Source organism: Hydrogenophaga sp. SNF1, assembly GCF_034421675.1.
In the GTDB taxonomy this organism is placed as follows: Bacteria; Pseudomonadota; Gammaproteobacteria; order Burkholderiales; family Burkholderiaceae_C; genus Hydrogenophaga; species Hydrogenophaga borbori.
In genome coordinates, this window is the sequence record NZ_CP139793.1 from 650788 (window position 1) to 664478 (window position 13691).

The 13691-nt window shown below is 71.1% G+C and carries 12 protein-coding genes; 7 read left to right on the forward strand and 5 right to left on the reverse strand.

What is annotated here, in order from left to right; genetic code table 11:
* Nucleotides 1-124 precede the first annotated feature (124 nt).
* The 3 genes from SOM08_RS03130 to SOM08_RS03140 are packed head-to-tail and all read left to right on the forward strand — an operon-like array spanning nucleotide 125 to nucleotide 2349.
* Nucleotides 125-1102 carry a tripartite tricarboxylate transporter substrate-binding protein gene (locus SOM08_RS03130; RefSeq protein WP_322470028.1) on the forward strand — a complete coding sequence of 326 codons (978 nt, stop codon included), beginning with the start codon at nucleotides 125-127 and terminating at the stop codon, nucleotides 1100-1102.
* Nucleotides 1103-1105: 3 nt separating this feature from the next.
* Complete coding sequence (locus SOM08_RS03135) at nucleotides 1106-1663, forward strand: DUF4863 family protein (RefSeq protein WP_322470029.1); 558 nt, start codon at nucleotides 1106-1108, stop codon at nucleotides 1661-1663.
* Nucleotides 1660-2349, forward strand: a complete 690-nt coding sequence (locus tag SOM08_RS03140; RefSeq protein WP_322470030.1) for a nitroreductase — start codon at nucleotides 1660-1662, stop codon at nucleotides 2347-2349. Before SOM08_RS03135 ends, SOM08_RS03140 begins: the two co-directional genes overlap by 4 nt.
* A gap of 52 nt (nucleotides 2350-2401) precedes the next feature.
* On the opposite strand, the gene SOM08_RS03145 is transcribed toward SOM08_RS03140, so the two are convergent.
* The 4 genes from SOM08_RS03145 to SOM08_RS03160 form a co-directional block, all read right to left on the reverse strand.
* Nucleotides 2402-3835 carry an efflux transporter outer membrane subunit gene (locus tag SOM08_RS03145; protein ID WP_322470031.1) on the reverse strand — a complete coding sequence of 478 codons (1434 nt, stop codon included), beginning with the start codon at nucleotides 3833-3835 and terminating at the stop codon, nucleotides 2402-2404.
* A gap of 13 nt (nucleotides 3836-3848) precedes the next feature.
* Entirely contained in the window at nucleotides 3849-7070 is a 3222-nt protein-coding gene (locus SOM08_RS03150) for an efflux RND transporter permease subunit (RefSeq protein WP_322470032.1), read from the reverse strand.
* A gap of 24 nt (nucleotides 7071-7094) precedes the next feature.
* The gene (locus tag SOM08_RS03155) at nucleotides 7095-8333 is read right to left on the reverse strand and encodes an efflux RND transporter periplasmic adaptor subunit (RefSeq protein WP_322470033.1); all 1239 of its coding nucleotides are present in this window, start codon (nucleotides 8331-8333) and stop codon (nucleotides 7095-7097) included.
* Between the two features lie 93 nt (nucleotides 8334-8426).
* Entirely contained in the window at nucleotides 8427-9260 is an 834-nt protein-coding gene (locus tag SOM08_RS03160; protein ID WP_116958729.1) for an alpha/beta hydrolase, read from the reverse strand.
* A 120-nt stretch (nucleotides 9261-9380) separates the two neighbouring features.
* On the opposite strand from SOM08_RS03160, the gene SOM08_RS03165 reads away from it, so the two are divergent.
* The 4 genes from SOM08_RS03165 to SOM08_RS03180 all read left to right on the forward strand — a co-directional run bounded on the left by SOM08_RS03165 (nucleotide 9381) and on the right by SOM08_RS03180 (nucleotide 13146).
* Nucleotides 9381-10292: a LysR family transcriptional regulator gene (locus tag SOM08_RS03165; RefSeq protein WP_322470034.1), complete on the forward strand. Its 912-nt coding sequence runs from the start codon at nucleotides 9381-9383 to the stop codon at nucleotides 10290-10292.
* A gap of 49 nt (nucleotides 10293-10341) precedes the next feature.
* The gene (locus SOM08_RS03170; RefSeq protein ID WP_322470035.1) at nucleotides 10342-10962 is read left to right on the forward strand and encodes a response regulator transcription factor; all 621 of its coding nucleotides are present in this window, start codon (nucleotides 10342-10344) and stop codon (nucleotides 10960-10962) included.
* A gap of 8 nt (nucleotides 10963-10970) precedes the next feature.
* A complete protein-coding gene (locus SOM08_RS03175; RefSeq protein ID WP_322470036.1) occupies nucleotides 10971-12758 on the forward strand; it encodes a hybrid sensor histidine kinase/response regulator in 1788 nt (595 codons plus the stop codon).
* Nucleotides 12759-12837: 79 nt separating this feature from the next.
* On the forward strand, nucleotides 12838-13146 hold the full coding sequence (locus SOM08_RS03180) for a hypothetical protein (RefSeq protein ID WP_322470037.1): 309 nt from the start codon (nucleotides 12838-12840) through the stop codon (nucleotides 13144-13146).
* Between the two features lie 7 nt (nucleotides 13147-13153).
* Here the strand turns inward: SOM08_RS03180 and SOM08_RS03185 are convergent, their stop codons facing one another.
* On the reverse strand, nucleotides 13154-13666 hold the full coding sequence (locus SOM08_RS03185) for a hypothetical protein (RefSeq protein ID WP_116958734.1): 513 nt from the start codon (nucleotides 13664-13666) through the stop codon (nucleotides 13154-13156).
* Nucleotides 13667-13691 lie beyond the last annotated feature (25 nt).

A 13691-nucleotide genomic window follows, 5' to 3' on the forward strand; every position in this document is an offset into this window, starting at 1 on the left:
AGTGCCCACTCCGATATGAATGCCGTGCAATGAACCATTGCACAGAGACCAGTTCCCTGCAACCCGCGATCGTCGCAGCATTCGGTCCATCGGCGATCGGTCGCCGTTGAAAGCAGAGGACCCCATGAATGCACTCTCCCGTCGCGCCTTCGCGCAACTGCTGGCGGCGCTGCCGGTGGCCGGCGCCTCGTGGCCCTTGCGGGCCAACACCCCGGGCAAGATGCTCGTGGGCTACCCCGCCGGTGGCACGCTGGACACCACGGCGCGCCACCTCGCCGACGCGTGGCGGCGCGATGGCCGCACGTACATCGTGGACAACCGCGCCGGTGCAGCCGGGCGCATCGCCAACAGCCAGCTCAAGCGCGAAACCGCCGACGGCAACACCCTGCTGTGCACGCACACCTCGGCGCTCACCATCTACCCGCACGTCTACACGAAGCTCCAGTACGACGCCGATGCCGACTTCGTGCCCGTGTCTTCCGTGGTCACGGCGGGCTGCGCCTTCGCGGTCAGCGGCAACGTGCCCGCCAGCGTGAAGACCTTGCCCGAGTACGTGGCCTGGGTGCGCCAGACGCCCCGCGCGGCCCTTTACGCCTCGCCCGCCGCAGGTTCGGTGGCGCACTTCCTGGGCTACCAGCTGTCGGAAGCGGGTGGTCTGAAGCTGGAGCACATCGCCTACCGCGGATCGGCCCCCGCCATGCAAGACCTGCTGGGCGGGCAGATCCCTGCGTACTTCGGTTTCGTGGCCGACTTCCTGCCCTACCTGCAGCAGGGCAAGGTCCGCATCCTGGGCGTGACGAGCGAGCAGCGCTCGCGCTTTCTGCCGAGCGTGGCCACCTTCGGCGAGCAAGGCTTCGGCCAGATCCGTGGCGCGGAAACCTACGGCGTCTTTGTGCCACCCGGCACGCCGGCCGACACCGTCAACGCCCTGCACGCCGCCATCGAGAAGGCCAGTCGCGATGCCGCGCTGCGCGCCGGCTACGAGAAGGTGGGCCTGGAGGTGCGCACGCGCACGCCGGAGGAGTTCGCGGCCATGATCCGCCAGGAACGCGAGACCTGGGCGCCGGTGGTGCGCGCCTCGGGCTTTCGCATGGAGGAGTGAGCCATGTCCGCAGACACCGTCATTCGCGAACGAGATGAACTCATCGAACGCTGCGTGCCTTTTCTCGCCGAAGTGAAGGACATGACGGCGGGCACCGAGGTCGAGCGCTGGCTCAATGAGCAGCGTGGCCCGGGCAGTGCGCTCTACGACAACCTGGCGCGCCTGATCAGGCGGGGCGTGCAGGACGGGTGGGCCGCCAACGTCGAGATCGACGGACCCATCTACCGCCGCAGCCGCTTGCTGGAGCCGTCGCAACGCACGCACCACTTCAGCATCACCGCCGTCTACATGGACAGCCGGGGCAACACGCAAGGCAATCCTGGCGGCACCTACCGCGGCCAATACCACGCGCATCCCTATGGCGAATTCAACATGGTGATCCCCGTGACGCCGGGGGCCGCGCTGGCCGGGCCCAACGGCTGGTGCGAGGCCGGCTGGACCGCGCCGCCGCCTGGCAGCCACCACTACCCCGAAGCCAAAGGTGGCGCGGTGATTGCGCTGTTCTTCCTGCCGGCCGGGCGCATCGCTTACCACCCCGCGCCGGGCGAGGGCGCGCGATGAGCACGTCGACGTTCGACACCGCCGCCTGCCTCGATGGCTTGCTGCGCTCGCGCTGCTCGGTGCGAGCGTTTCGCGACGAAGCCGTGCCTCGCGAGACGGTGCTCGAGATCCTGCGCGTGGCGTCGCGCGCGCCGAGCAATTCGAACACGCAGCCCTGGCAGGTCTATGCGCTCGCGGGCCCGGCGATCCGCGAGCTGGAGGCCGCCATTGCCGCCGTGTTCGACAGCGGCCAACTGCCGCCGCCGCACCACTTCCCGGTGCCTTTGCCAGACGAATACGGCGTGCGCCAGGCCGACTTTGCCGCGCGCTACTACCAGGCCCTGGGCATCGACCGCAGCGACGCCGCTGCCCGCGCCCGCCAGACGCGGCGCAACTTCGGCTTCTTCGGCGCGCCGGTGGGCCTGATCTTCGCCATCGACGCCTGCCTGAAGCCGCACAGCTGGCTGGACCTGGGCCTCTTCCTGCAGAGCGTGATGCTCGCGGCGCGCGCGCGCGGGCTCGACACCTGTCCGCAGGTGAGCTTCGCGCCCTACCACGCGGTCATCGCGCCGTTGCTGGGCATGCCTGACGGGCAGGTGACGGTGTGTGGCCTGTCCCTGGGCTACCGCGACGAGCGCGCGCCGGTGAACAGTGTCGAGACGCCGCGGCGTGGCGTGGACGCCTTCGTGCGAACGCTGGGGTTCTGACGATCGCCCCTGTCTTGGCGTTCACGCCACGCAATGGGCTGGTCGCCAGCGCTCAGCCGCGCCCCCGCTCGGCGTCCCAACCGCCACCCAAGGCCCGGATCAGCCGCACCGTGGCCTGCTGCCGCGCCGCCTCCACGCGCTGCGCCTGGCGGCGGTTCAGCAGTTCGTTGCGGCGCGCGTCCAGCAGCTCGAGCTGGCTCACCAGCCCGTTGCGCCAGCGCGTTTCCGAGATCGCGCTGGCGCGCTGCGCGGCGCTGACCGCGCGGCCTTGCGCCAAGGATTGCTCGCGCAACAGGCGCAGGGCCGAGAGCTGGTCCTCCACCTCGCGCAGGGCGTTGAGCACCTGGCTGCGGTACTGAGCCGCGGCGGCGTCGAAGCCGGCCCGCGCGTCCTGCACGCCGGCCTCGCGTCGGCCGCCGTCGAACAGCGGCAGCGACAACAGCGCGCCCACGCCCCAGGAGCGCGCGGACCACTGGAACAGCTCGCCGAGTTCCGGCGAGGCATGGCCTGCCGCACCGGTGAGCGAGACCCGCGGGAACCAGGCGGCCTGGGCCACGCCCACGCGGGCCTGCGCGGCCAGCAAGGCGGCCTGCGCGGCGGCCACGTCGGGCCGGCGCGCGAGCACGGTGGCCGGCACGCCGGCCGGAATCGCGGGCAGTGCGCGCGCCGTGGTGGCGGCGGCCAGCGAGAAACCCGAGGCGGGTTCGCCAAGCAGCACGGCCAGCGCGTGTTCGAGTTCGGCGCGCGCGCGGTCCAGCGCGATCACCTCGGCCTCGGTCGCCGCCAGTTCGGTCTGGATGCGGATGACCTCGAGCTCGGCCACGTCGCCCGCTTCGAAGCGGCGCTGCGTCAGGCGCAGGGTGTCGGCATAGGCCGTGGCGGTGTCGCGCATCAGCGCGCGTTCGGTGTCGGTGGCGCGCAAGGCCAGGTAGGTCTGCGCCACCTCGGCCTGCACCAGCAGGCGCGTGCTCTGCAGCAAGGCCTCGCGCGACTGCGCGTCGAGCGATGCGGCGTCCTGCGCGCGCGCGAGGCGGCCGAACAGGTCCACTTCGTACGAGAGGTTCAGGCCCGCCTGCAGCAGCGTGGCGGGCGCCGGTCCGTTCGCGGTGTCGGCGCCCGCGCCGCGTTGGGCCGAGGCGCTGGCGCCGATCTGTGGCGCCCGCTGCGCCTGTGCGCCGCGCAGCAGCGCGCGCGCCTGGGCCAGCCGCGCGGCGGCCTGCTGGATGTCGGTGTTGCCCGCGGCCGAGCGTTCGATCAGTTCATCGAGCACCGGGTCGCCGAAGGCCTTCCACCAGGTGCCGCGGCTCTGGGCCTCGGCGGGCGGGGCGGTGGTCCACTGCGCAGCGTCCGTGGCCTGCGCGGCCTGGCCCTGTTCCTTGAATTGCGCCGGCGTGTCCACCGACGCGGGCAGCGGCGGCAGCGCGGTGGCGCAGCCGGCCAGCACCAGGGCAGCGGCCAGTGGCAGGAGGCGGTTGATGGCGTTCATGGTGGGAAATCCTTCAATGCGTGACCGGGGCCGCGGGCAGGGGCCGGGCGTCGGCGCCGCTGGCAAAGCCCTCGAAGTGGGGCGTCTGGCCGTGTTGCCGCAGGGGGCGGTTGCCCGTCAGCTGGCGCAGCAGCACGTAGAACACCGGCGTGAGGAAGAGGCCGAAGGCGGTCACGCCGATCATTCCGGCGAACACCGCCACGCCCATGGCCGAGCGCATCTCGGCGCCGGCGCCGCTGGCCAGCACCAGGGGCAGCACGCCCATGACGAAGGCCAGCGAGGTCATGAGGATGGGGCGCAGGCGCAGGCGGCTGGCTTCGATGGCGGCCTGCACCGGCGTGCGGCCCGCGAACTCCAGTTCGCGCGCGAACTCGACGATCAGGATGGCGTTCTTCGCCGACAGGCCCACCAGAACGATCAGACCGATCTGCGTGAAGACGTTGTTGTCCCCGCCGTCCAGCCACACCCCTGTCATGGCCGCGAGCAGGCCCATGGGCACGATGAGGAGGATGGACAGCGGCAGCGTCAGGCTCTCGTACTGCGCGGCCAGCACCAGGAACACCAGCAGGATGGCCAGCGGGAACACCCAGAGCGCGGAATGGCCCGCCAGGATCTCCTGGTAGGTGAGTTCGGTCCATTCGAAGCCGATGCCGGCGGGCAGGGTTTCGGCGGCGATGCGTTCGATGGCGGCCTGTGCCTGGCCAGACGAGAAGCCAGGCGCCGGGCCACCGTTGATGTCGGCCGTGAGGTAGCCGTTGTAGCGCATGGCGCGCTCGGGGCCGAAGCTGGCATCGACCTTCATCAGAGCCGACAGCGGGATCATCTCGCCGCTGGTGGCGCGCACCTTGAGCAGGCCGATGTCTTCGGCGCGCGCGCGGTAGGGCGCGTCGGCCTGGGCGCGCACGCTGTAGGTGCGGCCGAAGCGGTTGAAGTCGTTCACGTACAGGCTGCCGAGGTAGATCTGCAGGGTGTCGAAGATTTCCGTCACGGGCACGCCGAGCTGGCGCGCCCTGGTGCGGTCGATGTCCGCGTAGAGCTGCGGCACGTTGACCTGCCAGCTCGTGAACATGCCGGCCAGCTCGGGCGTCTGGTAGGCCTTGGCCATGAAGGCCTTCACCGCCGCGTCCATGGCCTCGTAGCCGAGCGAGGCCTTGTCTTCGAGTTGCAGCTTGAAACCGCCGGTGGTGCCCAGGCCCGCCACCGGTGGCGGCGGGAACATCACCACGAAGGCGTCCTGGATCTCGCCATAGGCCTGGTTCAACTGGCCCGCCACGGCGGCGCCGCTCTGGTCGGCGTTCCTGCGCTCGGCGAAGGGCTTGAGCGTGGCGAACACGATGCCCGCGTTGGAGCTGTTGGTGAAGCCGTTGATGGACAGGCCCGGGAAGGCGATGGCGTCTTCCACGTTGGGGTTTTGCCGGGTGATCTCGCCCATGCGCTGGATGACCGCGTCGGTGCGGTCCAGCGTGGCGCCGTCGGGCAACTGCGCGAAGCCGATCAGGTACTGCTTGTCCTGCGCGGGCACGAAGCCGCTGGGCACGGCCTTGAACAGGCCGACGGTCAGGCCCGCGAGCGCGAGGTAGATCGCCATCATCAGCGCCTTGCGCCCGATGGCGCGGTGCACGCCGCCGCTGTAGGACGCGGCGCCGCGGAGGAACACGCGGTTGAAGGCGCGGAAGAAGCCGCCGAACACGCGGTCCATGCCGCGCGTGAGCGCGTCCTTCGGTTCGTGGTGGCCCTTGAGCAGCAGGGCCGCGAGCGCCGGCGAGAGGGTGAGCGAGTTGATCGCCGAGATCACCGTGCTGATGGCGATGGTCACCGCGAACTGCTTGTAGAACTGGCCGGTGAGACCGCTGATGAAGGCCAGCGGAACGAACACGGCCACCAGCACCAGGGCGATGGCGATGATGGGCCCCGAGACCTCGCGCATGGCGCGGTAGGTGGCCTCGCGCGGGCTCAGGCCCGCCTCGATGTTGCGCTCCACGTTCTCCACCACCACGATGGCGTCGTCCACCACGATGCCGATGGCCAGCACCAGGCCGAACAGGGACAGCGCGTTGATGGACAGGCCCAACAGGTGCAGCACCGCGAAGGTGCCCACCACGGAGACCGGCACCGCCAGCAGGGGAATGATGGAGGCGCGCCAGGTCTGAAGGAACAGGATCACCACCAGCACCACCAGTGCGATGGCTTCCAGCAGGGTGGTGATGACCGAGTCGATGGAGGCGCGCACGAACTGCGTGGGGTCGTAGGCGATGCGGTATTCCACGCCCTCGGGCATGTGCTGCTGCAACTCGGCCATGGTGGCGCGCACCTGGGCCGAGATCTCCAGGGCGTTGGAGCCCGGGGCCTGGAACACGCCCATGCCCACGGCGGGCTGGTTGTTCAGCAGGGAGCGCAGCGAGTAGTCGGCCGCGCCCATCTCCAGGCGGGCCACGTCGCGCAGCCGCGTCACCGCGCCGTCGGTGCCGGTCTTGACGATGATGTCGCCGAACTCCTGCTCGGTCTGCAGGCGGCCCTGCGCGTTGACGGAGAGCTGCAGATCCACGCCCGGCAAGCCGGGCGAGGCACCCACCACACCGGCGGCGGCCTGCACGTTCTGGCCGCGGATGGCGGCCACCACGTCGCCGGCCGACAGGCCGCGCTGCGCCACCTTCTGCGGGTCGAGCCAGACGCGCATCGCGTAGTCGCCGCCGCCGAAGATCTGCACCTGGCCGACGCCTTCGATGCGGGCCAGCCGGTCCTTCACGTTGAGCACCGCGTAGTTGCGCAGGTAGTTGATGTCGTAGCGGTCGTTGGGCGAGACCAGGTGCACGACCATGGTGATGTCGGGCGAGCTCTTGACGGTGGTCACGCCCAGGCGGCGCACCTCCTCGGGCAGGCGCGGCTCGGCCTGCGAGACGCGGTTCTGCACCAGTTGCTGGGCCTTGTCGGGGTCGGTGCCGAGCTGGAAGGTCACGGTCAGCGTCATCACGCCATCGGTGGTGGCCTGGCTGCCCATGTAGAGCATGCCCTCGACGCCATTGATGGATTCCTCCAGCGGCGTGGCCACGGTCTCGGCGATCACCTTGGGGTTGGCACCCGGGTACTGGGCGCGCACCACCACGGAGGGCGGCACCACCTCGGGGTACTCCGAGATCGGCAGCCCGCGCAGGGCGACCAGGCCGGCGATGACGATCAGCAGCGAGAGCACGCCCGCGAAGATCGGCCGGTCGATGAAAAATTTGGAGAGGTTCATGGGGAGCCGTTTCTGCGGGGCGCCTCAGGGCTGCTTGGCCGCGAGTTGCTGCGCGTCGCGGGTGGCGCGCGCCTGGTTCATGGGAACGGGCTGAGGCTGCACCAGCGCGCCGGGCCGCACGCGCTGCAGGCCGTTGACGACGATGCGCTCGCCCGCCTTCAGGCCGCCGAGCACGCTGCGCAGGCCATCCACCGGCGCGCCCAACGCCACCTCGCGGTACTCGGCCTTGTTGTCATCGCCCACCACCAACACGAACTTCTTGTCCTGGTCGGTGCCGATGGCGCGTTCGCTCACCAGCAGCTGGTGCGCGCTGCGCGGCTGCGCCATGCGGATGCGCGCGAACTGGCCCGGCATGAGCGTGCCGTCGGCGTTGTCGAAGACGGCGCGCACGCGCACCGTTCCGCTGCGCGGATCGACCTGGTTGTCGATGAGTTGCAGCCGGCCGGTGAAGGGCGTGTCGGCGTCGCCGGCCGTGCCCATCCGAACGGGGATGCGTTCGAGCGACCGGTGGGCACTGGCGCCACCCCGGTTCAGGCCCTGCAGCGCGCGCGCCACGGTCTGTTCGTCGGCGTCGAAGCTGGCGTAGATCGGGCTGACCGACACCAGCGTGGTGAGCACCGGCGCGCCCGGTCCGGCCGCGACGAGGTTGCCCGCGGTCACGTCGACCTTGCCGATGCGCCCGGCCACCGGCGCGCGCACCTGGGTGTAGCCCAGGTTGAGGCGGGCGGCCTGTACCTGGGCGCGCGCGGCCTGCAGGTTGGCCTCGGCTTCGCGCAGCGCGTTCTGGCGGTCGTCGAGCTCGCGCTGGGCGATGGCCTTGTCCTGCCAGAGCCGCTGCGAGCGCGCGAACTCGCCGCTGGCGTGGCTCAGGCGGGCCTGCGCGGCGCTGGCCTGCGCCTCGGCCCGCGCCACCTCGGCCTCGTAGGGGGCGGGGTCGATGGAGACCAGCAGCGCGCCCTTGGCCACCAGCGCGCCCTCTCGGAAGTGCGTGGCCAGCACGGCGCCCGCCACGCGCGAGCGGATCTCCACGCGCTCCACCGCTTCCAGGCGGCCGGAGAACTCGTCCCAGAGGGTGGCGTCGCTTTCGGCGACGGTGGCGACCGACACCGGCAGGGGCGGCGGTGCCGCATCGGCGGGCGCGCTGGCCTGCGCGGTCATGGCCTGTTGCGCGATCGCGAACGCGGCCGCTGAGATGGCGGCCAGCGCGGCGATGGGCAGCCAGATGCGACCCAGGGACGAAGGTTGGGTGGACGGGCGGGGCATGGTCTGATCCTTTTTGAGGGTGAGCAAGGCCATCCCCGGCGTGTGGCCGGGGATGGCGTCGGGAGAACGGGGGGAGAGGGGCGCGGGCGCCCGTCAGGACGGTGGTGGCGGCGTGGCGGCCTGGAAGAAGGCGCGCAGGTGTTCCCGCGCCTCGTGGGTGCAGGGACATTCCGCCGTCAGTGGCTCGGCCAGCGAGTCGGGCCAGCCCGTGTCGATGCCGAGCACATGGGCCCGCACGGCGATGCCGGCGCCGCGCAGGCGCTCGGCGTAGGCCAGGGCCTCGTCGCGCATGGGGTCGTCGGCGCCCGTGAGCACCAGCGCGGGAGGCAGACCCGCCAGGCGCTGTGCCAGACCGGGCACGGCGTAGGGGTGCTCGGCGTCCATGGGACCTCGCAGGTACTGTTGCCAGCCTTCGGCCCATTTGCATTCCACGCAATCGCCCAGCGTCTCGCGCAGCGAGGCGGTGGCGTTGCACGGGTCCAGCATGGGCGCCACCAGGATCTGCCCGGCCAGCGGCGGGTGGGCGCGGTCGCGCGCCATCAGCGCGGTGGCGGCCGCGAGGTTGCCGCCGGCCTCTTCGCCGGCCACGAACAGGGGAGCGTCCTTGCCGGCCAGGCGCGGGCGCTGCTTGTGCAGCCACTCCAGCGCGGCGTAGCCGGCCTCCAGCGCTTCGGGAAAGCGGTGCGCGGGCGCCAGCGGGTAGGCCAGCGAGGCCACCACCGCGCCCGCGCCGGCCAACAGTTCCGCCAGGCAGGCGCCGCTGTCCAGGTCGCCCGAGACGAACGCGCCGCCGTGGAAGTGCAGCACCAGCGGCCGCGCGCCGCCGCGCGGCTTGCGGCCCAGCACGCGCAGCGTGAGCGGCGGCTGGCCCGGCACCGACAGCGTCTGCGCCGCCGCGGCGGCGAAGGTGGAGGCAGTGGAATCCATGGCCGCGACTATAGGCACAGCGGCCGTGCGGAAAAAGCGGGATGGCGCCACCGCTCTGTTTCCGGTGCATGAACAATCCGGCCCCCACAATCGCCGCACAGCACAAACAGGAGCCGGGGAATGGACCAGTTGCAATCGATACGCGTGTTCGCGCGCGTGGTGGAGGCGGGCACCTTCACCAAGGCCGCGGAATCGCTGGACCTGCCCAAGGGCACGGTGACCAAGCTGGTGCAGCACCTGGAGTCGCGCCTGAAGGTCAAGCTGCTCAACCGCACCACGCGGCGCGTGACGGTGACGCCCGACGGCGCGGCCTATTACGAGCGGACCTCGCGCCTGCTCAACGACCTCGACGACGTCGAGGCCAGCATGACCAATGCCCAGGCCAAGCCCAGCGGGCGCTTGCGCGTGGACGTGGGGACCTCGGTGGCGCAGCTCATCCTCATTCCCGCGCTGGCCGACTTCTATCGCCGCTACCCCGACATCCAGCTCGACATGGGCGTGACCGACCGCCCGGTGGACCTGATCACCGACAACGTGGACTGCGTGATCCGCGGCGGCGAACTGCTGGAGCAGTCGCTGGTGGCGCGGCGCATCGCCAACCTGCCGCTGGTGACGGTGGCCTCGCCGGCCTACCTGAAGGCGCACGGCACGCCCACGCACCCCGAGCAGCTGCAGACCGATCACACGGTGATCAACTACTTCTCCACGCGCACGGGGCGGATGTACCCGAACGAATTCCACAAGGACGGCCAGAAGCTGGAGATTTCGGGCCGCTACCGGCTCTCGGTCAACGAGAGCAACGCCATGACGGCCGCGCTGCTGGCCGGCCTGGGCATCGGGCAGACCGGGGGCTTCGTCGCCATGCCGCTGATCGAGCGCGGTGAGCTGGTGCAGGTGCTGGAGGAATGGGCCTGCGAAACGATCCCGGTGTACGTGGTGTACCCGCCCAACCGGCACCTCAGCGCCAAGGTGCGGGCCTTCGTGGAATGGGCGGCGGAACTGTTCGCCAAGCACCCGCACCTGGGGCGCTGATAGGCTTGGCCCATGGCAGGCGAGCGACAGAGGAAAGGCCGATCCCGCGATGTCCGAGCAGCAGCAACCGAGAACCCTACTGGTGGTGGACGACCATGAGCTGGTGCGCGTGGGCCTGCGCCAGGTCATCGTCCAGCGCTTCGCCGATCGCTTCCCTGTCGAGGAGGCGCACAGCCTGGCGCAGGCCCTGTCGTTCCTGGAGCGCCGCTCCGACGAGGTGTTCCTGCTCCTGCTCGACTTGAACCTGGGCGATGCGCGCGGCCTGTCCGGGCTCAAGCTGCTGGGCCGGCTCTACCCGCGGCTGGGGGTGGCCATCGTGTCGGGCACGCACGACGCCCGCGTGCGCGAGGAGGCGCTGGCCCACGGCGCCCTGGGGTACTTCTGCAAGACGGGCGACACCGGCGACCTGAGCGGCTTGCTCGACACGATCGAACGCGCCGCGGCGCCGGGCGCGGCTGGGCCGGGCGCAGCGCGTGGCGCGGGGCTGCCGTCGGTGCCCTTGAACAACCGCCAGATCCAGGTGCTGGAGCTGCTGCTGAGCGGCCTGGACAACCGGGCGATCGCGGCCGAGACCGGGCTGGCGCTGGGCTCGGTGAAGAACTGCGTGTCGGCGATCTTTCTCTCGTTCAACGTGCGTTCCCGGGCCGAGCTGATCGGCCGTTTTTCCTGAGGCCCGCCATGACCGCCTGGCCATGGCAGCTCCCCCCCGCGCTCGCCGCGCCGCTGGCGGTGCAGCGCATCCAGCTCGAGCTTCTGCTGGAAAAAACCGGGCCGGTGCGCATCCTCTCGCCCATTCCCTTCGCGACGCCGCTGGCGATCGTTTTCCACCTGAAGTGGGCCTCCAGCCTTCCGCTGGTCTGGCTCGGTCTGTTCTATGCCGCCGTGCTGCTCACCTACCTGCGGCGGCGGCGGCTGCAGGCCCGGGGCCCGCTGCAGGACCACGAGCTGTCGGCGGTGCTGCGGGGCCGCGTGCGCGACATCTTTCTGCTGGGCGCCATGTGGGGGTGCGCGCCCTGGCTGCTGAGCGCGCACCGAAGCGTCGACGGCCTGCTGCTGATCTCCCTGTTCATCATCGGCGCGATCTCGCTGGGCTCGGCCATCGTCTCCACGCACCGCCAGACCATCGCCGCGTTCAGCGTCCCGGCCGCCGCTGGCATGGTCACCGCCTGCCTCTGGCACGGTGGCCTGGTCGGCTGGGTGCTGGCCTTTTGCATGGCGCTCTTTCTGGCGATGACGCTCAAGTGGACATTCCAGCAGGCCGATCTGCTGGCGCAGTCGCTCACGGTTCGCTTCGAGAAGGAAGACCTCGCGCGCCGCCTGGCGCAACAGGTGGAGCTGGTCGAACACGCCAACCGGGAAAAGAGCCGCTTCCTTGCCTCCGCCAGCCACGACCTGCGCCAGCCCCTGCACGCCATCTCGCTGTTCACCTCGGTGCTCGAGCGCGCCCGGCTCGACGCCGACAGCGCGCGAACGGTCGCGCGGCTGGGCCACTCGGTGCGCGTGTTGAACCAGTCACTCGACACCATGCTGGACATCTCGCGGCTGGACGCGGGGGCGGTGCAGCCCCGGCTGGAGCCCCTGCGGGTGCACGATCTGTTCCTCGCGCTGAGCCACACGTTCTCGGGCAGCGCCCAGGCGCGCGACCTGCAGATCCGCTTCCGCGCGCCGGGGGACCTGGCCGTCGTGAGCGACGCGCAGCTGCTCACCCGCCTGCTCGGCAACCTGATCGACAACGCCATCAAGTACACGCGACGCGGCGGCGTGCTGGTCGCGGCGCGCTCGGGGGCGCCGGCGGCCCGCGAGGGCTGGGTCTGCTTCGAGGTGATCGACACCGGGATCGGCATCGCCGCCGAACACCAGCAGCGGGTGTTCGACGAGTTCTACCAACTCGCCAACCCGCAGCGCGACCGCGCCCATGGCCTGGGCATCGGCCTGTCCATCGTCAAGCGGCTGTCCGGCCTGCTGGAGCACCCCATCGCGCTGGTGTCCGCGCCGCAGCGGGGCACGCGCTGTCGGGTCTGGGTGCGGCGGGCCGCCGCGCTCGACGCTCCCCGGGCGGCGGACACCGGGCGGGCGCCGGCCGAACAGCCGCTGCCGCGCCATGTGCTGGTCATCGACGACGAGCCGGTCGGCCGCGAGGCCCTGGCCTTGCTGCTCTCGTCCTGCGGTTGCACCGTGTACCCCGCCGGCGACCTGGGGCAGGCGCGGCAGCTGCTGGATCGGCACCCGATCGAGGCCGTGGTGTCCGACTTCCGCCTGCCGGGCGATGGCAATGGCCTCGAGCACCTGCTCGCACTGCGCCGCGCGTCGCCGCACCTGCGCACCCTGCTGGTCACCGGCGAGACCGCGCCCCAGCGCATCGCCGACATCAAGGCCAGCGGCGTGCCCTACCTGCACAAGCCCGTGCGGGCGCAGCAGCTGATGGACGCGCTGGCGGGCGCTGCGGTGGCCCCGCCGGCGATGTGACCGGGGTCACTTACGCCGGGAACCGGCGCCCGGGATACTCGCGGCCGTCCACACAACGCCCCCGCTCGGGCCCGCTCCCATGTCCCCTTCGCTGCTCGGTCTCGTCCTGTCCCTTTTTGCCACCACCGCCCTGGCCGCGCCCGACCCGCAGTGCGCCGAGTACGACACCTTGCGCGCCCAGCGCGACAAGGCCTTGCAGGCGAAGAACCTCCAACAGTACTGCGGCGCCCTCTCCGGCCTGATCCGCCTGATGCCGGCCACGCCCCCCGCGCCGGCGCGGCTTCAGTGCGAGGCCAAGGCCACGGGCATGAAGGCCGAGACCTGGCTGGGCGTGCGTCCCGACGTGATCGCCAACATGAAGAGCACCTGGGACGGACAGTGCCGCTGATCCGCCGTCACTGAGGCCGGTCGGTGCCGGCCTTCACCTGGGACAGCTTGCAGTCCTTCTTCAGGAACAGGTCGGCCAGGTGTTCGCTGCGCGCCTGCGTGCGCTCCAGGGCCTGCTCCGCGTTCATCTGCCGCGTGGTGGCCTGCATCATCTTGTCGACGCTGTCCTGCATGTCCGCCCGGCGCGCCTCGGCCGCGGCTTGCATGGCATAGCCCTGCACCTGCGCGCCGCCCGGGATCAGACCGAGCAGCCCGCCGCCGATGGCCGAGCCCATGCCGCCGCGCGCGCCGCTGGCCTGCTGCATCATCTGCTGCTGGATGTCCGCCATCGCCTGCTGCGCCTGCTGGGCATCGGCCCGCTGCGCCTCGCCGGCTTGCTCCAGTGCCTGGCTCTCCGCGTAGATCTGCGCGCAACTCAGTTCACCGTCGCTCAGCTTGCGCACGCTTTGCGCGCCGGCGACCACGGGGGCGAGGGCCAGCAGGCCATACAGGGACAAACGCGTGAACGGGGCGGGCGGCATGGGGGTCCTTCGTGCGGGGCGGGGC

What these genes read in the sequence shown, in the direction of transcription:
- SOM08_RS03130 (WP_322470028.1), top strand. Translation starts at nt 125, where the DNA reads ATGAATGCACTCTCCCGTCGCGCCTTCGCGCAACTGCTGGCGGCGCTG.
- SOM08_RS03135 (WP_322470029.1), top strand. Translation starts at nt 1,106, where the DNA reads ATGTCCGCAGACACCGTCATTCGCGAACGAGATGAACTCATCGAACGC.
- SOM08_RS03140 (WP_322470030.1), top strand. Translation starts at nt 1,660, where the DNA reads ATGAGCACGTCGACGTTCGACACCGCCGCCTGCCTCGATGGCTTGCTG.
- SOM08_RS03145 (WP_322470031.1), bottom strand. Translation starts at nt 3,835, where the DNA reads ATGAACGCCATCAACCGCCTCCTGCCACTGGCCGCTGCCCTGGTGCTG.
- SOM08_RS03150 (WP_322470032.1), bottom strand. Translation starts at nt 7,070, where the DNA reads ATGAACCTCTCCAAATTTTTCATCGACCGGCCGATCTTCGCGGGCGTG.
- SOM08_RS03155 (WP_322470033.1), bottom strand. Translation starts at nt 8,333, where the DNA reads ATGCCCCGCCCGTCCACCCAACCTTCGTCCCTGGGTCGCATCTGGCTG.
- SOM08_RS03160 (WP_116958729.1), bottom strand. Translation starts at nt 9,260, where the DNA reads ATGGATTCCACTGCCTCCACCTTCGCCGCCGCGGCGGCGCAGACGCTG.
- SOM08_RS03165 (WP_322470034.1), top strand. Translation starts at nt 9,381, where the DNA reads ATGGACCAGTTGCAATCGATACGCGTGTTCGCGCGCGTGGTGGAGGCG.
- SOM08_RS03170 (WP_322470035.1), top strand. Translation starts at nt 10,342, where the DNA reads ATGTCCGAGCAGCAGCAACCGAGAACCCTACTGGTGGTGGACGACCAT.
- SOM08_RS03175 (WP_322470036.1), top strand. Translation starts at nt 10,971, where the DNA reads ATGACCGCCTGGCCATGGCAGCTCCCCCCCGCGCTCGCCGCGCCGCTG.
- SOM08_RS03180 (WP_322470037.1), top strand. Translation starts at nt 12,838, where the DNA reads ATGTCCCCTTCGCTGCTCGGTCTCGTCCTGTCCCTTTTTGCCACCACC.
- SOM08_RS03185 (WP_116958734.1), bottom strand. Translation starts at nt 13,666, where the DNA reads ATGCCGCCCGCCCCGTTCACGCGTTTGTCCCTGTATGGCCTGCTGGCC.